Source organism: Paraburkholderia phytofirmans PsJN (assembly GCF_000020125.1).
Classification (GTDB): domain Bacteria; phylum Pseudomonadota; class Gammaproteobacteria; order Burkholderiales; family Burkholderiaceae; genus Paraburkholderia; species Paraburkholderia phytofirmans.
Window position 1 is genome coordinate 2151049 of record NC_010676.1, and the last position, 19563, is coordinate 2170611.

The window sequence follows — 19563 nt, forward strand, 5'->3', positions numbered from 1 at the left end:
CGGTGTGATGCGGCGCGCGGCAGCGATGCATGCCGCGCGTGAGTGTCGGTTTACCGGTTGACCAGTCTGGCCGGCGTGAGCCACGTGGCGACCGCGCCGATCACGAGCATGCCGGCCAGCACATACATGCCGGTTTGCGTGCTATGCGTGAGATCCTTCAGATAGCCGATCATGTACGGGCTCGCGAAACCCGCGAGATTGCCGATCGAATTGATGATCGCGATACCGGCCGCGGCGGTCGCGCCCGACATGAACGCGGTGGGCAGCGACCAGAACAGCGGCGCGCAGGTCAGCACGCCGGCGGCGGCGAGCGAGAGAAACGCGATCGACACCACCGTGTTGTCCGCGAACGAAGCCGCCACCGTGAAGCCAATCGCGCCGAACAACGCCGGCACGATCAGATGCCAGCGGCGCTCACGGCGCTTGTCGGCACTGTGCCCCATCAGGTTCATCACGACGATCGCGCACAGAAACGGAATCGCGCTCAGCAGGCCGATATTGAATGCGCCCGTCACGCCGGTCGATTTGACGAGCGTCGGCATCCAGAACGTCAGGCCGTATTGCCCGGTAACGAACGCGAAATAGATCAGCGACATCCACCACGTGCGCGGATCGCGGAACACCGCGCCGAGCGAATGCTTCTGGGTTTTCTCCTGCGGTTGCGCGGCGGCGATTTCATCCGTGAGCAGGCGCTTTTCGCGTTCGTTCAGCCACTTCGCGGCGGAGATGCCGTTGTCGAGATACAGGATCGTGGCGATGCCGATCGCGATGGCGGGGATCGCTTCGATCAGAAACATCCATTGCCAGCCCGCAAAACCCGAGCTGTTGTGGAACGTCTGCATGATCCAGCCGGACAGCGGATTGCCGAAGATGCCCGACACAGGAATCGCCGACATGAACACCGCAATGATCTTCGCGCGCCGATGCGACGGGAACCAGTAGGTCAGGTATAGAATCACGCCGGGATAGAAACCGGCTTCGGCGAGGCCGAGAAGAAAGCGCAAGATGTAGAACTGCATCGGCGTCTTCACGAAGACGAACACGGCCGAGAGCAGGCCCCAGGTAATCATGATCCGCGCGATCCAGATACGGGCGCCGAGCTTGTGCATCAGAATATTGCTCGGCAACTCGAACAGAAAATAGCCGATGAAGAACACGCCCGCGCCGAGCCCGAACACCGTTTCGCTGAATGCCAGGTCTTGCGACATTTGCAGTTTGGCAAAGCCGACATTCACGCGGTCCAGATAGGCGACCACATAGCAGAGCATCAGAAACGGCACGATGCGCCAGAATACTTTTTTATAGGTGCGCTCGACTTCCTCTGCGCCGGGTTGTCCTATGGCGGTCGCCGCGGTTGGGCGGCTGGATGCGGGCTGATACGAACTCATGCATTGTCTCCTTGAATGGATGGCGCGGCGCAGCGCATCGCATCGAGCGCGGCCGGGCTTTGTTATGTCGGTTTTTATGTCGGTTTGCTACCAGCGCGCGCCGAATACGGTGCGCAGTTCTTCGAGTGCAGCTTCGTCGAGCGGTGCGGGCCGCGGGTTCGTCATCAGCCATAAACGCGCGGTCTCTTCGAGTTCTTCGAGCGCATAGGCGGCTTGCGCCACGGAACGCTCCCAGACGACCGGACCAAGACGTTCGAGCAGCACCGCGCGAACGCTGTCGGCGAGCGCGGCGATCTGGTCGGCGACTTGCGGATCGCCGGGCCGCTTATAACGAATCAGGGGGACGTGGCCCACTTTCATCACGTAGTACGGCGTGATCGGCGGCAGCACGTCGGTCTCCCGCCAGACGCCCGCGAGCGTCAGCGCGACCAGATGCGTCGAATGCGTGTGGACGATGCCACGCGCCGCGCCGTTGCGCGCGTAGATGCCGCGATGCAAGGCCAGCGTTTTCGACGGCCGGCCGCCTGACACCGCGTTGCCGTCGAGATCGACCTTGGCGATATCGGCGGGATCGAGCCGGCCGAGGCACGCATCGGTCGGGGTGATCAGCCAACCGTCGTCGAGCCGCGCGCTGATGTTGCCGGCGGTGCCGACCGTGTAGCCGCGTCGATAGAGACTCGCGCCGGTTATGCAGATTTCCTCGCGAACGCGCGCTTCGTCCGTGGTATGGAGGGCGGGCGCGCCGGTCATTGCGCGGCTCCGTTCAGATGCCGCAGCGCTTTTTCGAAGAAGTCGGCCGTGCCGAAGTTGCCGGATTTCAATGCGAGCGCGAGCGGTTCGGCGCCGGTCGTGGCGGTGGCCGGCACGCCGGGATCGATCTGCGCGCCGATGCGCAGCGTGTGCACGTCGAGCGCCTGCACCACGGCGCCCGAGGTCTCGCCACCCGCCACCACGAACTTGCGCACGCCGCGTTCGTGCAGACCTCGCGCGATCGACGCCAACGTGTTTTCAACCAGATGCCCTGCTTCGTTCACGCCGAGTTGGCGTTGTACCGCCTTGACTTCGTCGGGCGTGGCCGTGGCATAGATCAACATGGGCTCGGCTTTGTCGAGGTACGGTTGGGCAAAAGCCAGCGCCTGCTCGACGACGTTCTCGCCACGCGCAGCCGCAAGCGGATCGACGCGGAAAGCGGGCCGTGCAGAGCGCCATTGCGCGACCTGTTCGTTGGTCGCTTTGGATGCGCTGCCGGCCAGCACCGCCGACAATCCCTTCACCTGAGGCAATTGCGCGGCATCGGCCTGCTCCTTGAGCAAACCCGCGCGGCGGAAGTTGGCCGGCAAACCCAGCGCGATACCTGAGCCGCCTGTGATCAACGTGAGATCGGCGCACGCTTCGCCGAGCACGTAGAGGTCGGCATCGGACACCGCATCGGCGATCGCCATGCGCACGCCTTCGTTGCGCAACGTATCGAACGCGTCGCGCACAGCGGACACGCCCTGCGCCACGGCGTCATAACGCACGAGCCCGACTTTCGATTCGGTCTGCCGCTGCAGCACGCTCACGAGGTTCGCGTCGCGCATCGGCGTGAGCGGATGGTTCTCCATGCCCGACGCATTGAGCAACGTGTCGCCGACGAACAGATGCCCGCGAAAGATCGTGCGGCCGTTCTCAGGAAATGCGGGACAGGCGATCGTGAACGCGCCGGCTTTGCCTTCGGCGGACAATGCGTCGAGTAGCGCATCCGTGACCGGGCCGATATTGCCCGCGTCGGTCGAATCGAAGGTCGAGCAGTATTTGAAAAAGAACTGCCGGCAGCCTTGCGCGCGCAACCAGTCGAGCGCGGCGAGCGATTGCGCGACCGCGTCGGCGGCGGGAATGGTGCGCGATTTCAGCGCAACCACCAGCGCGTCGGCCTCCACCGTTTCATTCGATGCGGGCACGCCGATGGTTTGCACCGTACGCATGCCGCCGCGCACCAGCATGTTGGCGAGATCGGTGGCGCCGGTGAAGTCGTCAGCGATGCAGCCGAGCAGCGCGCGTTTCGTTGTAGCTGTCATGACGCCGACCTCCTCACTTCGCCGCCGGCACGTCGATGCCGGGGAAAATCTTGATCACCGCGGAATCGTCCTCACCGCCGTGACCGGCCGTGGACGCCATCATGAACATCTGATGCGCCGCCGCCGACAACGGTAGCGGGAATTTCGAGCGGCGCGCGGTATCGAGCACGAGGCCGAGGTCCTTGACGAAAATATCGACGGCCGAAAGCGGTGTGTAGTCGCCGTTCAGAATGTGCGGCACGCGGTTCTCGAACATCCACGAATTGCCCGCGCTGTGCGTGATGACTTCGTACAGCGCATCCGGATCGACGCCTTCGCGCAAGCCGAGCGCCATGGCTTCGGCGGCCACGGCGATATGCACGCCCGCCAGCAACTGATTGATGATCTTCACCTTCGAGCCTGCGCCGTGTTCCGAGCCGAGGCGATACACCTTGCCCGCCATCGCGGCCAGCACGTCCTCGCACGCAGCGTAGGCCGCCGCCGGACCGGACGTCATCATGGTCATCTCACCGGAGGCCGCGCGTGCTGCGCCGCCTGAGACGGGTGCGTCGAGCATCTGCAAACCGGCCGCCTCGATCCGCTTGCCGAGTTGGATGGCGAAGTCCGGCGCCACGGTCGCGCTGGCGATCACCACGCGGCCCGGTTTCATCGCCGCGACCGCGCCCTGCTCGCCGAACAGCACGGCTTCGGTTTGCGCGGCATTCACGACCAGCGTAACGACCACCTCGCATTGCGCGCCGAGTTCGGCGGGCGTCGCGCAACCCACGCCGCCTTCCGCGACGAACGCATTCAATACCTCGCTGCGCAGATCGCATGCATGGACCTTCAGACCCGCGCGCAGCAGCGAGCGCGCGACACCCAGGCCCATTGCACCAAGACCGATGACACCGACATTTCTGGACATGCTTGACCTCTATGAATTCGTTGGACGCTCGCGCGTAACCTGGCCGTTCAAGCTCAGCGGTGAAGCTCAGCAGATCCCCGCTTCCGCGAGACGCCGTGCCGCGTTGTACATATGCGTTCGCGCCGCGTTGCGCGCCGCCATCGGATCGCCAGCGCGAATCGCGGCGGCGATCGCCGCATGCTCTTCGCGCACCTGACGCGAAAAGTCCTCGCGCAACGCTTCGTTGCGGCGCGTGACGACCGTGCCGGCTTCGAGGTACTGATTCAGGAACGTGAGCGTTTTGAGGAAATACGGATTGCCGGTGGCCGCCGCGATCGCGCGATGGAACGCGACGTCTTCAGCCACGCCGTCCTCGCCTTCGGCCACCGCCTCGTCGATCTTCGCGAGCGCCGCGTCGATCGACACCATGTCGGCGTCGCTGCGGCGCATCGCGGCTTCCGACGCGACTTCCGCCTCGATGGCGCGTCGCAGCGCGAGAATCTGCACCACCGAGCCGGGTTCGACCGCTTCCGCATAGTCGATCCGCAGCGGCCGCACCGTGCCGTGCGCCGCGACGAACACGCCGCTGCCCTGACGCGGTTCGACCACGCCTTCGTTCTTCAGCCGCGAGATCGCCTCGCGGATCACCGTGCGGCTCACGCCGAACTGCTGCGCCAGCACGGCCTCGGTCGGCAGCTTGCCGCCGCGCTCGAACGTGCCTTTGTCGATCTGCTTGAGAAGCTGCTGCGCGACCGTGTCGCTCAGCGCTCGCGCAGGAATCTTATCGAACATCGATGCCTCGATTGATCATGTCATCGGGTCATCATACAAATTTTAGATGCCGACTGCATCCATGCAAACCCTGGGATTTTTGTACGTCAGGCGGCAAAGTTGGCGATTCAGAAGGCTTAAGCTATCGTCACGCCTTTAGCGCGTCGCGCAGGGATTCAAGCGCGGCGCGGGTCCGCAGTTCCTCGAACGCATCGTCAAGGTCCATGAGCAAAGCCCTGCCGCCGTCTTCCGCCGTTCCCGTCAGCGCCGAACCGGCCCCGGACAAACCGGGCGACTCCTATGTGCAGTCGTTCGCGCGCGGCCTCGCGGTGATCCGTGCGTTCGACGCCACGCGCCCGGAACAGACGCTGACCGACGTCGCCGCCGCCACCGGCCTCACGCGCGCCGGAGCACGCCGCATTTTGCTGACCCTGCACACGCTCGGCTATGTGGAGGCCGAAGGACGCCTGTTCCGCCTCACGCCGAAGATCCTCGATCTCGGCTTCGCGTATCTGACTTCCATGCCGTTCTGGAACCTTGCCGAGCCGGTGATGGAACAACTCTCCGCGCAGGTTCACGAGAGCGTCTCGGCAGCCGTGCTCGATCGCACCGAGATCGTCTACGTGCTGCGCGTGCCGACCCATAAGATCATGACGATCAACCTGTCGATCGGCAGCCGCTTGCCGGCCTATTGCACGTCGATGGGCCGCGTGCTGCTGGCGTCGCTCGACGACGAAGCGCTCGACGCGACGCTGGGTTCGACGCAGCTCTACGCACACACGCCGCGCACGGTCACCGACAAGGAAGAGTTGAAGAAGCTGATCGCGCAGGTGCGCCGCCAGGGCTGGGCGATCGTCGATCAGGAACTGGAAGGCGGTTTGATTTCGCTGTCCGCGCCGATCCGCAATCGCCAGGGACGCGTGATCGCCGCGATGAATATCAGCGGCAACGCACAGCGCAATTCGGGCAAGCAGATGGTGAAGGCGTTTCTGGAGCCGCTGCAGCACGCCGCGCAAACCGTATCGGAGATGGTGGCACGGCGCGGGTAAGCGCAGTGACTGCGGGCGCCGTGTCGCGACAGCGCCCCGCTCCGGCAAGCCATCAATCGATCGGCTTGTCCGCGGTTTCCTTCAGCATCGAGACCGCGATCAACGACACCACGACGCACGCCGCCACATAACCGGCCGGCGCCAGCTTGCTGCCGGTCAGCTTGATCAGCCACGTGGCGACGAGTTGCGCCGTCCCGCCGAACACGCACACGCTCAACGCATACGCGATCGAAATGCCGGTGGCGCGCACGCGCCGCGGAAACGACTCGCACATCAAGGCGAATTCCGACGCCGAACCCATCGAATAAAACAGCAGCATCAGCGCGGTCAGCGACATGATGACGGGCAACTGCGGAAAGCGATTGATCAGCATGAAGGCCGGGAACAGCAGCAGCACCAGCACGCCGCGTCCGAACAGGATCGGCCGCTTGCGGCTGCCGATGCGATCCGACAGCATGCCGAACAGCGGGCACGTGATCAGCATCACGAAGCCCGCGGCGACACCCACCAGCATCGACAGCGACATCGGCAGGCCGAGCGTATGGATTGCGTAGGTCGGCATATAGAAGGTCAGGATGTAGGTCGAGACCGTGCCGCCCATCACCGTCAGCGTGATCAGGACGAGCGTGCGCACGTGCTGCGTGAAGAGTTCATGCAGCACGCCGCGCTCGATCGCGTGGCTGTGCGCGCTGGCCGCGTCGTCGGCCAGACGGCGGCGCAGGTACATGCCGACCGGCGCGATCAGCACGCCGAGCAAAAACGGAATGCGCCAGCCCCAGCTTTCCAGCGAGTCTTTCGGCAACGCGCCGGACAGCGCCGCCGCGATACCCGAGCCCATCAGCGCCGCGCCGCCTTGCGTGGCGAGTTGCCAGCTCGCGCGAAAACCGCGCCGCGTGCCGCCGCCCTGTTCGAGCAGCGTGGACGTGGCCGCGCCGAACTCTCCGCCTTGCGAGAAGCCTTGCACGAGCCGCGCGAAGACGATTAGCAAAGGCGCGGCGAGACCGATCTGCGCATAAGTCGGCGCAATCGCGATCAGGCCGGTGCTCACCGCCATCAGCATGATGGTCAGATTGAGCGCGGCTTTGCGGCCCTTGCGGTCCGCGTACACGCCGAGCATCACGCTGCCAAGCGGCCGCGTGATGAAGCCCGCCGCGAAGGTCGCCACCGACAGCAGCAACGAAGTAGTCGGATCCGCCGACGGGAAATACAGCTTGCCGATGATCACGGCAAAAAAGCCGTACACGGTGAAGTCGAAGAACTCGAGCCAGTTGCCGATCACCGCGGCGGCAATCGCGCCGCGGCTGGCGGGCTGGTTCGCGTCGACGGCGTGGCTCGGATGGGTCGTGGTGCTCATCGCGTGGTCTTCCTCGTCGTTATGCTTGTGGGCGCCGGCTGACTGCGGCTTTCATTGCCGAACCGATCACTGCCCCAGATAGCGCTCCACCAGCCGCGTCCAGAACGCCGCGCCGACCGGCAGATTGCGGTCGTTGAAGTCGTAGTGCGGGTTGTGCACCATGCAGCCGTCCTCGCCCGCGCCGTTGCCGATGCGCAGGAACGTGCCCGGCCGTTTTTGCAGCATGAAGGCGAAGTCTTCGCTGCCCATCAGGATGTCGGTCTGCGCGACCACCTTGTCGTCGCCGACCAGTTCGCGCGCCACCTCCACCGCGAAATCCGTTTCGGCATCCGAATTGACCACCACCGGATAGCCCTCGATGTATTCCACCACCGCCTTGCCGCCATAGCTCGCGGCCTGACTTTCGGCGAGTTCGGTAATGCGTTTTTTCAGCAGCGCGCGCACTTCGGGGCTGAATGAACGCACGCTCAACTCCAGTTTCGCGCTGCTCGAAATGACGTTGTTCGCGGTGCCCGCATGCATGGATCCGACGGTCACCACCGCCGGTTGCGACGGATCGACGTTACGCGCGACGATGGTTTGCAACGCCATCACGATGCTCGCCGCCACCACGACCGGATCGACGGTCAGATGCGGACGCGCCGCGTGGCCGCCGACGCCTTCGATCGTGACGATCGCCTTGTCGCCCGCCGACATGAACGGCCCTTTGCGGAACAACAGCACGCCCGGTTCTTCGCCCGGATGGTTGTGCACGCCGAACACGGCGTCGCACGGAAAGCGCTCGAACAGGCCGTCGTTGATCATCTTCAGCGCCCCGCTGTCGATGCCGCTCTCCTCGGCCGGCTGAAAATACAGATGCACCGTGCCCGAAAAATTGCGCGTGGCCGCGAGACGTTGCGCGGCGCCGAGCAGCATCGTGGTGTGGCCGTCGTGGCCGCATGCGTGCATCTTGCCGTGCGTGCCGCTCGCGTACGGCAGGCCGGTTTGCTCGATGATCGGCAGCGCGTCCATGTCGGCGCGAATGCCGATACTGCGCTTGCCGTCGCCCACCTTCAACGTGCCCACCACGCCCGTCTTGCCGACGCCGCGCGTGACCTGCCAGCCCCATTCTTCGAGCTTCTGCGCGACCAGCGCGCTCGTCTGGTGTTCCTCGTAGGCGAGTTCCGGGTGGTGGTGAATGTGATGGCGAATTTCGCGCAGGCTCTCGGCGGCGGGCGCCAGATCGGACACTTCGGTAAAACGCGCGGCTTCGCTCATCTCTATGGCTCCATGGATTCAGGCCGCGTGAAAACGCGGCAAACAGGCGAGCACTATAGCCACGCCGTTTTGTTCGAATAAGATGCTGTTTTTTTCACCCCGATTAACAAGCGTTATATACGGGATTACCCCAATGAAACCGCAGCAGTTGCAAGCGTTCGTCGCCGCCGCCCATCACCGCAGCCTGCGCGCCGCCGCGCGCGAGCTCGGGGTGACGCAGCCAGCCGTGACGCACACGATCCGCGAACTCGAAAGCGCGTTGAATGCAGAATTGATGGTGCGCAGCGTGCGTGGCATCGAATTGACGGCATGCGGGCTCGCGCTGCTGCCGCGCGCAGAGCAGTTGCTGGGCGACATGCGGCGCACTGTCGAAGCCGTCGAACAGGTAAAGGGAGAACTCGCCGGCAAGGTGAGCGTGGGCACCATGCCGTCGATCGCGCTCACGGCGTTGCCGCACGCGGTCTCCAAGTTTCGCCGCGCGATGCCGCTGGTCAATCTGCATCTGGAAGAAGTGACGATTCCGGACGCCGTCGCGCGTTTGCGCAACGGCGCGCTGGATATCGCGGCGATCCATCACGTGCAGGCGCTCGACAGCGATCTGGTGCAGGCGCCGCTCTACTCGACGCAGTTCGTCGTCGCCATGCGCGCCGGGCATCCGCTTGCCAACGTGACGCGCCTGCATGAACTGCTCGACGCGGAGTGGATCGTGACCGTGGGCGCCGATCACTTCCCGCACAGCGTGATGATGGCAATGTTCGCCGCGCACGGCTTGCCGGTGCCGAAGCGTTTGGTACGTGCGCCGTCGTCGTTCGCGGTGACGCTCGGCCTCGTGTCGCAAACCGATGTGATCGGCTGCTTCACGCGGCCGCTTGCGCAGATGGTCGCGCCGCTCGGCATTCGCATCGCGCAGATCGAAGAGGTGCTGCCGAGCTACGATCTCAGCATCATTTCGCGGCGCGGCCTGCTGCCGACGCCGGCCGTGCTGCAGTTCGCGTCGTGCCTGCAGGATGCGACACGGGAGAGTATGGCGACGGCCGGATAGTACGGCTTACTGAACGTCGGCTTCCGCTTTTAAAAACGCGATCAACTCATGTCCCGCTTCGTCGAGCGCGCCGGAATTGTCGATCGTGGTGCAGCGCACGCCATCCGGCAACGAGAACGGCGCGCGGCGCGCGAGCCGCGCCGCCACCTGTTCCGCCGACTCACGAGCCCGCGCACCGAGCCGCGCTTCGAGAATATGCGGCGCGGCGTCCACGTGCACGACTTCCGTGTGCGGATAACGCGCCAGCACGTGCTGCAGATGCTGCCGTGAGCCGTTGACGACCACCGTGCAGCCGCGCGCAAGCCACGCGTCGAGTTCGATACCAATGCCATAGCGCAGCGAGTGACTCGACCACTCGAGCGCGAACAGGCCGAGCACGGAACGCGCCGCGAACTCTTCGACGCTCAATGCCACATGCGCCTCGCCATTGCCGCTCGGCCGCGTGATATAGCGATGCGCGAACAGAATCGGCTCGCCCATCAAATGCTTGCGCGCGAATTCCAGCAACGAGTCCTTGCCCGCGCCGGACGGCCCCATTACATAAATCAAACGACCTGTCATCGTTATTTCACCTCGTCGTTCCGGAACGGCATACGCTGCCACAACACGAACGGCTCGCCGGGCGCCGGCTCGACGAAGAGCGCAGCGTGGTCGACAAGCAGCGGCCCGAGCGCGGGCGTACGCGCCTGCCACCATGCGACCAGCGCGGCGCGTTCCTGCGTATCGGCGAGCGAACTGGAGAGCGTCATGTGAAAACGGAATTCGTCGAACACGTATGGGTAATCCCATTCCATCAGCAACGCGCGCTGCCGTTCGCTGAGCGGAGCTGCCAAACGACGCGCCAACTCGGCGGCGGACTGGCGCGCGCGCAAGGCATCGAGCGTTTGCAACGCGCTGGCCGCCACACGACGAATGCTGCTTTCGCCCTCCGGGTCGGCCGGTCTCAGTGCAACGAAATCGCCGAGCGTCGCGGCTTCCACCGGCAACGCAAATGCGCTTTGCGTTTGCGCCCATTCACGCGTGGTTTGCAATACGTGTGCCTGCGTCACGCCATCGGCGAGTCGAAACGGCGCGACCAGTGTGCCGTGCCAGCCGTATCGGCGCGGTGCTTCGGTCAACTCGACAAGTGGACGTTTGAGTTCCGAAGGTTGCGGCGCCTCGCAGCGCTCGCCGCTTTCCGCGTCGCGCGCGAGCCATGCCGAACCGGCCTGCCACCACGCCGATTCACGCGACGGGGCGTAATACACGGCAAAACGAGCCTCGGCGTTCCATTGCCCGCCGCTCATAGGTCGTGCTCCACCAGCAGTTGCACGCGGTCTGCGGCGAAGTGCGTGAAGCCGTATTTGACCGGCGTGCCTTGCAGATCGACATCGACGTTTTCGACCCACAGCACCGGTTGCTGACGATTGATATTCAAACGCCGCGCCACCTCCGGCTCGGGCAGCACGCTGCCGATACGGCTCCACTTGCGCAGATAGTCGTTGACACCGAATTCCGCCATGGCCTTGGTGATGCCGCCGGTGCGCTCCAGCACTTCCGGCAGGTCCACGAAACGCGCCGCCGGATACCAGTTGCGCGCGAACGTGAGCGGCACGCCGTCGGACTCGTGGAGCGATTCGATCCGATACACCGATGCGCCGGCCCGCAGACTCAACGCCTTCGCGACGCTCGGCTCGGCCTTCACGCGCGCGGCCGACAACATCGTGCCCGCCGCCGCGTGATGCTGCTGGCGCAAGTTTTCCGTAAACCGCGTGCGGCGGCCAATCGTATAGTCGATGGCGCCGGGTTGCACGAAGGTGCCGCGCCCCTGCTCGACGCTGACGAGGCCCAACGCCGCGAGACCCAGCATGGCACGGCGCACGGTATGCCGGTTCACGTCGAAGCGTTTGGCCAGCTCGCCCTCGCTCGGCAGGCGCCCTTCTTCGCCGAAACCGCTGGCGGCGATTTCCGCCGCCAGGATCTGCTCGATCTGCCGCCACACGGCAACGCCCGCGCCGCGTTCGAGCATCGTGCCCGGCGTCGCGTTGTCGTTCGATGTCATGGTGCTGTCATTCCCTTGGGTTCAAATATTCGCTATGACGTGCATTGTAGTGCGCAAGCCGTGATGAAAATATGAAACGGCCGATATGCGCTATACGGCTCGACAAGCATACTCCTAAACGTCTAGACGTTTAGATGAATAGATGGTCAAATGTCTACTCGTTGGATCAACCGGGAAATTCGATGAGTGCCACTTCCGCCTCGCCTTCCTCCGCTCCGTCATCGGCTGTCCGGCGCGCATGGATGGCCGTGCTGGCCCGCACGCCACGCGCTGAGCTTGAAGCCGCGCTCGAACGCGCGCTGCACGACATCCCCACTCCCAAGTATGACTGGCTGCGTCCGCCCGAGATCGGGCTCGCGATGGTGCGCGGGCGCATCGGCGGCAGCGGGGATCCGTTCAATCTCGGCGAAGCCACGGTCACGCGCGCCACCTTGCGTCTGCGCGCGCCAGGCGACGCGGCCGCCGCTGTCGGCGTGGCATGCCATCTCGGCCGCGACCGCCGCCGCGCCGAACTGGCCGCGCTAGCAGACGCGCTCCTGCAAATGCCGGAGCATCACGCCGTCTTGCATCAGCAATTGATCGAGCCGTTCGCCGCGCAACTGGCCGCGAAACGCGCCAAGCGGCAACAGGACGCCGCGGCCACGCGCGTCGAATTCTTCACGATGGTCCGGGGCGACTGATGGAAAACTCACAGATTGCGCTGTCTACCGCGTTGTCCACTTTAGCGCCGGGTTTTGCAGACCCAGTGCATGACACCCAGGCGGTGTTTCGCACCCTGCTCGATGTGCTGTCACGTCCGAGCACGGTCGGCATGGTCGAGAACGTGCTGCCCGATGTGCGTGACACGAGCGCAGAACTCGCCGCTTTCGCCGCGCTGCTCGCGCTCTGCGACTACGCGACGCCCGTGTGGCTCGCACAACCCGATATGGCCTTCGCCTCGGCACTGCGCTTTCATACCGGCGCACCGCTCGTCGACGAACCGGGACAAGCCGCGTTTGCCTATATCCACGACGCGGGCGCGATGCCGCCGCTGGAAAGCTTCGCACTCGGCGCGGCGGAATCGCCCGAGCAATCGGTCACGTTGCTGATCCGTGTCGAGGCGCTGACGGGTGGCGCCCCGGTCGTGCTGAGCGGCCCCGGCATCCAGCACACGGCCACGATTGCGCCGGTCGGCTTGCCCGAACATTTCTGGCGCGAACGCGCCGCGCTCGCGCCGCTGTTTCCTTGCGGCGTCGATTGCTATCTCGTCTGCGGCGCGCGCCTGATCGGCCTGCCGCGCACAACTCAAGCGAAGGTGAACTGATGTACGTTGCCGTCAAGGGTGGAGAACGCGCGATCGAAGCGTCGTGGCGTCTGCTCGACAAGGCACGCCGCGGCGACACGCGGCTGGCCGAACTCAGCGTCGCGCAGATTCGCGAACAACTGCGCCTCGCGGTGGCGCGCGTGATGACCGAAGGCTCGGTCTACGATGAAGAACTCGCCGCGCTGGCCATCAAGCAGGCTGCCGGCGATCTGGTCGAAGCGATCTTTCTGCTGCGCGCGTATCGCACCACGTTGCCGCGCTTCGGCTACACGCAGCCGATCGATACCGAAGCGATGCAAACAGAGCGTCGCATTTCGGCGACCTTCAAAGACGTGCCCGGCGGGCAGTTGCTGGGCGCAACTTACGATTACACGCAGCGTCTGCTGGATTTTGCGTTGCTGGCCGAAGGCGATGCGGCTGCTAGCGTAGCGCCGCCGCCTTCGAGTCAAGCCGCCGCAGTGGAAACAGAAACGATGCCGCGCGTCGTGAGCCTGCTCGACAAGGAAGGGTTGATCGAACAGGAACGCCCCACGCCGAATGCAGCGGAACCCGGCGACCTCACGCGCGAGCCGCTCGCCTTTCCGGCGAGCCGCGCCACGCGCCTGCAAAATCTCGCGCGCGGCGACGAAGGCTTTCTGCTTGCGATGGGTTACGCGACACAGCGCGGCTACGCGAATTCGCATCCGTTCGCGGGCGAGATCCGCTTCGGCACGATCGCCGTGGAAATGGAACTCGACGAACTCGGCGAAACGGTCGAAATCGGCGACATCGACATCACCGAATGCCAGATGATCAACCAGTTTGCCGGCAGCGGCGAGGTGCCGCCCACGTTCACACAAGGCTACGGTCTCGCGTTCGGCCACTCAGAGCGTAAGGCCATGGCGATGGCGCTCGTCGACCGCGCGCTGCGCGCCGAAGAACTCGGCGAAACGCTTGCCTCGCCGACGCAGGATATCGAATTCATGCTCTCGCATAGCGATAACGTCGAGGCGTCCGGTTTCGTGCAGCATCTGAAGCTGCCGCATTATGTCGACTTTCAATCGGAGCTGGAACTCGTGCGCCGTTTGCGCGCGAAGCATTATTCCATGCAGAGCCAGGAAGAAGGCACGGATCAACCCAGCGGTCAGCAGGAGCAGGCAGCATGAACGCGCCCGAAACATCTTTCGCAACCGCGCCCACGGCGTCATACGACAGCGCCGCCGACGGCTACAACTTCGCGTACCTCGACGAACAGACCAAACGCATGCTGCGCCGCGCCTTGCTCAAGGCCGTGGCCGTGCCGGGTTATCAGGTGCCGTTCGCCTCGCGTGAAATGCCGCTGCCGTTCGGCTGGGGCACCGGCGGCATTCAGGTCACCGCGGCGATCATCGGCAAACAGGACACGCTGAAGGTGATCGATCAGGGCTCCGACGAAACCACCAACGCGGTCAACATCCGCCGCTTCTTCGCGCGCACGACCGGCGTGCCGACCACGCGCCGCACCGTCGACGCGACGATCATCCAGACGCGTCACCGCATTCCCGAAGCGCCGCTCACCGAGAAGCAAATCCTCGTCTATCAGGTGCCGATGCCCGAGCCGCTGTTTCGCCTCGAACCGCGTGTCGCCGAATGCAAGAAGCTGCATGCGCTCGCCGATTACGGCCTGATCAGCGTAAAGCTCTACGAGGATATCGTGCATCACGGCAGCATCGCGACCACGTACGACTACCCGGTGATCGTCAACCATCGCTACCTTGCCTCGCCCTCGCCGATTCCGAAGTTCGACAATCCGAAGATGCATATGAACCCCGCGCTGCAATTGTTCGGCGCCGGCCGCGAACGGCGCATTCATGCAATTCCGCCGTACACGCCGGTGCGCAGCCTCGACTTCGACGATCATCCCTTCGAGGTGCAGAAGTGGCAACACGCCTGCGCGCTGTGCGGATCGACGGAAAGCTTTCTCGACGAAATGATCGTCGACGACGCCGGCAAACGCATGTTCGTTTGCTCCGATAGCGACTACTGTCACGAACGCCGCGGCGACGTCGATCTCGACCTGCCGTCGCGCGAAGCACGCAAGGGAGAGCCCGCATGACGCCGCTTCTGAGCGCCCGCTCGCTCACTAAACAATACGGCGGCCGCAACGGCTGCAGAAACGTCAGCTTTGATTTGTATCCTGGCGAGGTGTTGTGCATCGTCGGCGAATCCGGCTCGGGCAAGACCACGCTGCTCGATACGCTCGCACTGAAAACCGCCGCCGATAGCGGCTCGCTTCACTACACGGCCACACATGGCGACCAGCTCGATCTGCTCGCGTTATCCGAACCGCGCCGCCGTTTGCTGATGCGCACTGAGTGGGGTTTCGTCCAGCAGAATCCGCGCGATGGACTGCGCAGCGGCGTCTCGGCCGGCGCAAACATCGGCGAGCCGTTGATGGCCGTCGGCGCGCGACACTATGGCGATATCCGCTACGCGGCCACGCAGTGGATGGAGCGCGTCGAACTCGATTCCTCGCGCATCGACGAATTTCCGGCGGCGTTTTCAGGCGGCATGCAGCAGCGCTTGCAGATCGCGCGCAATCTCGTCACCAGTCCACGGCTCGTCTTCATGGACGAACCCACCGCCGGCCTCGACGTCTCGGTGCAGGCGCGTCTACTCGATCTGCTGCGGACGCTGACTTCCACGCTGCATCTGTCGGTGCTGATCGTCACGCACGATATCGGCGTGGCGCGTTTGCTCGCGCATCGGTTGATGGTGATGCAGGGCGGCGAAGTCGTCGAGGCGGGACTGACCGATCAGGTGCTCGACGATCCGCAGCACCCGTACACGCAAACGCTGGTTTCCTCGGTTCTGCCGGTTTGAGGCTCACAATGCGATCCATTGAAACAAGCAGTGAAGCGCGCGCCGGCGAGCGCGCGTTCAACGACAACGCCGCGCTGATGCTGCGCGCGGTCGGCATCGGCAAGACGTTCACGTTGCATGGCCAGGGCGGCGTGCAGATCGAAGCGCTCGCGGGCGTCTCGCTCGAAGTCGAGCGCGGCGAGTGCCTGGTGCTGGTCGGGCCGTCGGGCGCGGGCAAGAGCACGCTGCTGCGCTGTCTATACGGTAACTACCTGGCGAGCAGCGGCTCGATTGCCATTCGCGATGCGGCGAACCACGGCCAGCCTGTGTCGATCACCGGCGCCGAACCTCATGATGTGTTGCGTCTGCGCCGCGGCGTTGTCGGTTACGTAAGCCAGTTCTTGCGCGTGATTCCGCGCGTGCCGACACACACGCTCGTCGCCGAACCGCTGCTCTCGCGCGGCGTGCCGGAAGGCGAAGCGCGCTCGCGCGCCGCCGCGTTGCTGGCGAGGTTGAACGTGCCCGAGCGGCTCTGGTCGCTCGCGCCCGCCACGTTCTCCGGCGGCGAACAGCAGCGCGTGAATATTGCGCGCGGTCTGATCGCGGAGCATCCGCTGCTGCTGCTCGACGAACCGACGGCCTCGCTCGATGCGGAAAACCGCGACGTGGTCGCCGATCTGATCGTGGAGGCACGCGAGCGCGGCGCGGCGATCGTCGGCATCTTTCATGATGAAGATACGCGCGGCAAGGTGGCCACGCGCCGCCTGGAACTGCAGCCGCCGCTGCGTCACTGAACGAATCATACGAAGCGGCGCGAGCGCCGCGCGAAACCGCACTACACTGACGCGTACGGCGTCGATGCACAAACACCCATACAGCCACACTCAAGTCTGACTGACTACGGAGCAAGTCGATGTTGATCAGGAACGCTCGCATCGTGACGCGAGACGAAGTATTCACCGGCGTGCTACGCGTCGAAGACGGCGTGATTCGCGACGTCGAGCGCGGCATAACCAGCGCGCGAGAGGCCGAAGATTGGGACGGCGACTATCTGTTGCCCGGCCTGATCGAACTGCACACGGACAATCTGGAGAAGCATCTCGCGCCGCGTCCGGGCGTGCAATGGAATACCGACGCCGCCTTCGTGATCCACGACGCGCAAGTGGCCGCGGCCGGCATCACCACCGTGTTCGACGCGCTCGCCATCGGCTCGCGCACGAACGTGGGATTGCGGGGCCGCGATCTGCAGACGCAATGTGCTGCATCGCTCACACGGTTTTCCGAGCGCAAGCTGCTGCGCGCCGAGCACTTCCTGCATCTGCGCTGCGAAATCGCCACCGCCGACGTGGTGGAAGTGTTCGATTCATTGTGCGGCCATCCGCTGCTGCGGCTCGCCTCGGTGATGGATCACACGCCGGGTCAGCGCCAGTGGCACGACCGCGAGCAATGGCGTCGTTTCCAGGAACGCAACGGCAAGCTGAGCGACGAACATGTCGAGACCGCGCTGGCCGAACTGTCGGTGGAACAGGCGCGTTACGCCGATGCGCACCGCCGCGAGATCGTCGCGCGTTGCAACCGGCTCGGCATTCCGGTGGCGAGCCACGACGACACGCTGATCGAACACGTCGAACAGGCCAAGCAGGAAGGCATTGTGCTCGCCGAATTCCCGACCACCCGCATCGCCGCCGAGGCCGCGCGCGAGCACGGCATTTCGACCATCATGGGCGCGCCGAACATCGTGCGCGGCGGGTCGCATTCGGGCAACGTGTCGGCGCTCGAACTGGCGCAGGCCGGCTTGCTCGATATCCTGTCGTCGGATTACGTGCCGTCTAGCCTGATGACCGCCGTGTTCGAACTGGTCGACAAAGCCGGCTGGACCTTGCCGCGCGCAATGTCGACGGTCTCCGCCGAACCGGCGCGCACTGCTGGTTTGCACGACCGCGGCGCGATCGAGAGCGGCTTGCGCGCGGACTTCGTGCGCGTGACGATGCTCGACAAGTTGCCGGTGCCGCGCGCGACATATCGCGGCGGGGCACGGATCGTTTGAAGTTTGAAGTGCGCAGAAAAGACCTTGTTTCAAGGGTCTTTCTCTGTGCGCGGGGCGCGTGATCGGCGTGTGCCCGACGTGTACCTCACGCCTCGCGAACAGCCTCAGGGCGTGGACGGCAACTGCCCCCACGCCACCAGCACCTTCTGAATTCCACGCGCATAGGCATCGCGCTGCTTCGGCGTTTCCGAGTGGTAAGCGCCGATCGCGCGCCATGTATTGCCGTGCTTGACCATCTTCTGCTTCAGCAGCCACGCTGCCACGTACACGTTCACGCACGGATCGATCAGCGCGCGATGCGGCACGCCTTCGCGCGCGAGATCGCCGAAGTGAATCGAGTTGATCTGCAACTGGCCCACGTCGATCGAACCGTTGACGTTTGCCGTATCGCGCTCGCGTCGCCCTTCGATTCGTACCACGCCAGCGCTCGCAGCACCCACGGGTTGACGCCTTGATAAGCCGCGGCTTCGTTGAAGCAGTCGTCGGCCGCTTGCGCGACGCCGCACACCGACAGGCAGGCGAGCGCGCTCAGGAAGATCTTCAAGGACATGCTGCATCCTTCCGCTTGTCAGCGATAAAGAGGCGAGCGCCGCAGCGCCGCCGGATTACTTCGCCAACGCCTGTTCGATCTGGCGTTGCACGGAGTCGAGATAGGCATGCGAGGCGTCGGATACGACGATGCGCACGACCGGCGCCGGCGGGCTTCTGCGCTCTTGCACTTGCGCCGCCACATGTTGCTTCTTGCGATGCGTAACCGGTTTGAGCGGCAAGTCGTCGTCGCCCGCGCCTTGCGGCGGGAGCATCGCGAGCGACGGCAACGGCGGATACACCTTGTCCGCCGCGGCGGGAAACGCGGCCGGGATTGCGCCGGCGGATTGCAAGTCCGCGCCCGGCTGACCGGCGAGGGCCGGCGCGCTCACAAGCACGGCCAGCGTCAGAAAAACGATGCGAACCGTCACGCTGCCCTCCTTCACTGGACCGTCCGGATGGACACGCTATACGGCTGACCCAACCCGGCCGTGCGATTCTCGAAGTTCACGCGCGCAGTGCGCTGTGCGGGCACACCCTTCCACACCGCCTGATTCAGATACGCGAAGTCCTGCCCCAGCGCGGTCACGAGCACGACCGTGGACTGCGGCTGCGCCGCCGCCAGCGCGCCCGCCTTGGCAAGCACGGCGGCGAGTTGCGGATCGCGCGCACCGAGCGCATCGGGCGGAATGTCGAAGCTGATCACCTCGTTCGGCGCCTTGACCGGCTGAGCCGCAGTCGGCGGAGGCATCTGCGCGCATCCGGCGAACGCGAAAACGGCAGCCAATAACCCTACCTGTCGCTTCACGGAAGTCTCCCGTCAAATTCGTTGCTATATCGGAGTTTTCGGCAGGCTCGCGGCAAAGTTGATACGGCGAAAACGCTTCGCTGAAAATCAAAAAGACTTGCCTCAAGATCGGCGCAAACGATTGCTTCGACGCTCGGCGAAGCGGGGATCGAGGCAAACTTGCCTCGCGGTTTTGGCGGCAAGATAGAAGCGGGCGAACGAGATGGAAAGCAGCT

The 19563-nt window shown here is 64.6% G+C and carries 21 protein-coding genes and 1 pseudogene; 9 read left to right on the forward strand and 13 right to left on the reverse strand.

Annotation, left to right across the window (positions count from 1 at the left end; all coding sequences use genetic code 11):
- Positions 1–50 precede the first annotated feature (50 nt).
- The 5 genes from BPHYT_RS29400 to BPHYT_RS29420 form a co-directional block, all read right to left on the reverse strand.
- Positions 51–1388, reverse strand: coding sequence for an MFS transporter (locus BPHYT_RS29400; RefSeq protein ID WP_012427771.1), 1338 nt, complete (start codon positions 1386–1388; stop codon positions 51–53).
- A gap of 87 nt (positions 1389–1475) precedes the next feature.
- The gene (gene otnC, locus BPHYT_RS29405) at positions 1476–2138 is read right to left on the reverse strand and encodes a 3-oxo-tetronate 4-phosphate decarboxylase (RefSeq protein WP_012427772.1); all 663 of its coding nucleotides are present in this window, start codon (positions 2136–2138) and stop codon (positions 1476–1478) included.
- Positions 2135–3445, reverse strand: coding sequence for a 3-oxo-tetronate kinase (otnK, locus tag BPHYT_RS29410; protein WP_012427773.1), 1311 nt, complete (start codon positions 3443–3445; stop codon positions 2135–2137). The genes otnC and otnK overlap by 4 nt, the downstream gene beginning before the upstream one ends.
- A 13-nt stretch (positions 3446–3458) precedes the next feature.
- Positions 3459–4349, reverse strand: a complete 891-nt coding sequence (ltnD, locus tag BPHYT_RS29415; protein ID WP_012427774.1) for an L-threonate dehydrogenase — start codon at positions 4347–4349, stop codon at positions 3459–3461.
- A gap of 66 nt (positions 4350–4415) precedes the next feature.
- Positions 4416–5120, reverse strand: a complete 705-nt coding sequence (locus BPHYT_RS29420; RefSeq protein ID WP_012427775.1) for a FadR/GntR family transcriptional regulator — start codon at positions 5118–5120, stop codon at positions 4416–4418.
- Between the two features lie 203 nt (positions 5121–5323).
- Here BPHYT_RS29420 and BPHYT_RS29425 point away from each other — a divergent pair, with 203 nt between their 5' ends.
- On the forward strand, positions 5324–6148 hold the full coding sequence (locus tag BPHYT_RS29425) for an IclR family transcriptional regulator (protein ID WP_012427776.1): 825 nt from the start codon (positions 5324–5326) through the stop codon (positions 6146–6148).
- A gap of 52 nt (positions 6149–6200) precedes the next feature.
- On the opposite strand, the gene BPHYT_RS29430 is transcribed toward BPHYT_RS29425, so the two are convergent.
- Both BPHYT_RS29430 and BPHYT_RS29435 read right to left on the reverse strand, forming a co-directional pair.
- Positions 6201–7502, reverse strand: a complete 1302-nt coding sequence (locus tag BPHYT_RS29430) for an MFS transporter (RefSeq protein WP_012427777.1) — start codon at positions 7500–7502, stop codon at positions 6201–6203.
- 66 nt (positions 7503–7568) lie between these two features.
- Complete coding sequence (locus BPHYT_RS29435; RefSeq protein WP_012427778.1) at positions 7569–8759, reverse strand: M20 aminoacylase family protein; 1191 nt, start codon at positions 8757–8759, stop codon at positions 7569–7571.
- A 133-nt stretch (positions 8760–8892) separates the two neighbouring features.
- Here BPHYT_RS29435 and BPHYT_RS29440 point away from each other — a divergent pair, with 133 nt between their 5' ends.
- Positions 8893–9801 (forward strand): LysR family transcriptional regulator, encoded by a 909-nt coding sequence (locus tag BPHYT_RS29440; RefSeq protein WP_012427779.1) that lies wholly within the window; start codon positions 8893–8895, stop codon positions 9799–9801.
- 6 nt (positions 9802–9807) lie between these two features.
- Here BPHYT_RS29440 and phnN read toward each other — a convergent pair whose 3' ends face one another.
- Genes phnN through phnF form a run of 3 tightly spaced genes read right to left on the reverse strand, consistent with a single transcriptional unit; the run spans position 9808 to position 11842 of the window.
- Positions 9808–10362 carry a phosphonate metabolism protein/1,5-bisphosphokinase (PRPP-forming) PhnN gene (gene phnN, locus BPHYT_RS29445; RefSeq protein WP_012427780.1) on the reverse strand — a complete coding sequence of 185 codons (555 nt, stop codon included), beginning with the start codon at positions 10360–10362 and terminating at the stop codon, positions 9808–9810.
- A 2-nt stretch (positions 10363–10364) separates the two neighbouring features.
- Positions 10365–11087, reverse strand: coding sequence for a DUF1045 domain-containing protein (locus BPHYT_RS29450; RefSeq protein WP_012427781.1), 723 nt, complete (start codon positions 11085–11087; stop codon positions 10365–10367).
- The gene (gene phnF, locus BPHYT_RS29455) at positions 11084–11842 is read right to left on the reverse strand and encodes a phosphonate metabolism transcriptional regulator PhnF (protein WP_012427782.1); all 759 of its coding nucleotides are present in this window, start codon (positions 11840–11842) and stop codon (positions 11084–11086) included. Before phnF ends, BPHYT_RS29450 begins: the two co-directional genes overlap by 4 nt.
- Positions 11843–12024: 182 nt before the next feature.
- Here phnF and phnG point away from each other — a divergent pair, with 182 nt between their 5' ends.
- The 7 genes from phnG (at position 12025) to BPHYT_RS29490 (ending at position 18012) form a co-directional block, all read left to right on the forward strand.
- Positions 12025–12522, forward strand: a complete 498-nt coding sequence (phnG, locus tag BPHYT_RS29460; RefSeq protein WP_041759242.1) for a phosphonate C-P lyase system protein PhnG — start codon at positions 12025–12027, stop codon at positions 12520–12522.
- The gene (gene phnH / locus BPHYT_RS29465; RefSeq protein ID WP_012427784.1) at positions 12522–13145 is read left to right on the forward strand and encodes a phosphonate C-P lyase system protein PhnH; all 624 of its coding nucleotides are present in this window, start codon (positions 12522–12524) and stop codon (positions 13143–13145) included. The genes phnG and phnH overlap by 1 nt, the downstream gene beginning before the upstream one ends.
- On the forward strand, positions 13145–14290 hold the full coding sequence (locus tag BPHYT_RS29470) for a carbon-phosphorus lyase complex subunit PhnI (RefSeq protein ID WP_012427785.1): 1146 nt from the start codon (positions 13145–13147) through the stop codon (positions 14288–14290). The genes phnH and BPHYT_RS29470 overlap by 1 nt, the downstream gene beginning before the upstream one ends.
- On the forward strand, positions 14287–15219 hold the full coding sequence (locus BPHYT_RS29475; protein WP_012427786.1) for an alpha-D-ribose 1-methylphosphonate 5-phosphate C-P-lyase PhnJ: 933 nt from the start codon (positions 14287–14289) through the stop codon (positions 15217–15219). The genes BPHYT_RS29470 and BPHYT_RS29475 overlap by 4 nt, the downstream gene beginning before the upstream one ends.
- A complete protein-coding gene (gene phnK / locus BPHYT_RS29480; RefSeq protein WP_012427787.1) occupies positions 15216–15986 on the forward strand; it encodes a phosphonate C-P lyase system protein PhnK in 771 nt (256 codons plus the stop codon). Before BPHYT_RS29475 ends, phnK begins: the two co-directional genes overlap by 4 nt.
- An 8-nt stretch (positions 15987–15994) precedes the next feature.
- Positions 15995–16759 (forward strand): phosphonate C-P lyase system protein PhnL, encoded by a 765-nt coding sequence (gene phnL / locus BPHYT_RS29485; protein ID WP_012427788.1) that lies wholly within the window; start codon positions 15995–15997, stop codon positions 16757–16759.
- A gap of 119 nt (positions 16760–16878) precedes the next feature.
- Complete coding sequence (locus BPHYT_RS29490) at positions 16879–18012, forward strand: alpha-D-ribose 1-methylphosphonate 5-triphosphate diphosphatase (protein ID WP_012427789.1); 1134 nt, start codon at positions 16879–16881, stop codon at positions 18010–18012.
- Positions 18013–18116: 104 nt separating this feature from the next.
- Here BPHYT_RS29490 and BPHYT_RS29495 read toward each other — a convergent pair.
- The 3 genes and pseudogenes from BPHYT_RS29495 to BPHYT_RS29505 form a co-directional block, all read right to left on the reverse strand.
- A pseudogene (locus tag BPHYT_RS29495) lies at positions 18117–18562 on the reverse strand (lytic transglycosylase domain-containing protein).
- A 55-nt stretch (positions 18563–18617) separates the two neighbouring features.
- Positions 18618–18971, reverse strand: coding sequence for a hypothetical protein (locus tag BPHYT_RS29500; protein ID WP_012427790.1), 354 nt, complete (start codon positions 18969–18971; stop codon positions 18618–18620).
- Between the two features lie 11 nt (positions 18972–18982).
- Complete coding sequence (locus BPHYT_RS29505) at positions 18983–19291, reverse strand: hypothetical protein (protein WP_012427791.1); 309 nt, start codon at positions 19289–19291, stop codon at positions 18983–18985.
- Between the last annotated feature and the right edge of the window lie 272 nt (positions 19292–19563).

Excerpts from the sequence above, each read along its gene's own strand:
- BPHYT_RS29425 (WP_012427776.1), top strand. The coding sequence starts at position 5,324 with ATGAGCAAAGCCCTGCCGCCGTCTTCCGCCGTTCCCGTCAGCGCCGAA.
- BPHYT_RS29490 (WP_012427789.1), top strand. The coding sequence starts at position 16,879 with ATGTTGATCAGGAACGCTCGCATCGTGACGCGAGACGAAGTATTCACC.
- BPHYT_RS29470 (WP_012427785.1), top strand. The coding sequence starts at position 13,145 with ATGTACGTTGCCGTCAAGGGTGGAGAACGCGCGATCGAAGCGTCGTGG.
- BPHYT_RS29430 (WP_012427777.1), bottom strand. The coding sequence starts at position 7,502 with ATGAGCACCACGACCCATCCGAGCCACGCCGTCGACGCGAACCAGCCC.
- phnN (WP_012427780.1), bottom strand. The coding sequence starts at position 10,362 with ATGACAGGTCGTTTGATTTATGTAATGGGGCCGTCCGGCGCGGGCAAG.
- phnF (WP_012427782.1), bottom strand. The coding sequence starts at position 11,842 with ATGACATCGAACGACAACGCGACGCCGGGCACGATGCTCGAACGCGGC.
- phnK (WP_012427787.1), top strand. The coding sequence starts at position 15,216 with ATGACGCCGCTTCTGAGCGCCCGCTCGCTCACTAAACAATACGGCGGC.
- phnL (WP_012427788.1), top strand. The coding sequence starts at position 15,995 with ATGCGATCCATTGAAACAAGCAGTGAAGCGCGCGCCGGCGAGCGCGCG.
- phnG (WP_041759242.1), top strand. The coding sequence starts at position 12,025 with ATGAGTGCCACTTCCGCCTCGCCTTCCTCCGCTCCGTCATCGGCTGTC.
- BPHYT_RS29440 (WP_012427779.1), top strand. The coding sequence starts at position 8,893 with ATGAAACCGCAGCAGTTGCAAGCGTTCGTCGCCGCCGCCCATCACCGC.
- BPHYT_RS29435 (WP_012427778.1), bottom strand. The coding sequence starts at position 8,759 with ATGAGCGAAGCCGCGCGTTTTACCGAAGTGTCCGATCTGGCGCCCGCC.
- otnK (WP_012427773.1), bottom strand. The coding sequence starts at position 3,445 with ATGACAGCTACAACGAAACGCGCGCTGCTCGGCTGCATCGCTGACGAC.
- BPHYT_RS29400 (WP_012427771.1), bottom strand. The coding sequence starts at position 1,388 with ATGAGTTCGTATCAGCCCGCATCCAGCCGCCCAACCGCGGCGACCGCC.
- BPHYT_RS29450 (WP_012427781.1), bottom strand. The coding sequence starts at position 11,087 with ATGAGCGGCGGGCAATGGAACGCCGAGGCTCGTTTTGCCGTGTATTAC.
- BPHYT_RS29505 (WP_012427791.1), bottom strand. The coding sequence starts at position 19,291 with ATGCCTCCGCCGACTGCGGCTCAGCCGGTCAAGGCGCCGAACGAGGTG.
- otnC (WP_012427772.1), bottom strand. The coding sequence starts at position 2,138 with ATGACCGGCGCGCCCGCCCTCCATACCACGGACGAAGCGCGCGTTCGC.
- phnH (WP_012427784.1), top strand. The coding sequence starts at position 12,522 with ATGGAAAACTCACAGATTGCGCTGTCTACCGCGTTGTCCACTTTAGCG.
- BPHYT_RS29475 (WP_012427786.1), top strand. The coding sequence starts at position 14,287 with ATGAACGCGCCCGAAACATCTTTCGCAACCGCGCCCACGGCGTCATAC.
- ltnD (WP_012427774.1), bottom strand. The coding sequence starts at position 4,349 with ATGTCCAGAAATGTCGGTGTCATCGGTCTTGGTGCAATGGGCCTGGGT.
- BPHYT_RS29420 (WP_012427775.1), bottom strand. The coding sequence starts at position 5,120 with ATGTTCGATAAGATTCCTGCGCGAGCGCTGAGCGACACGGTCGCGCAG.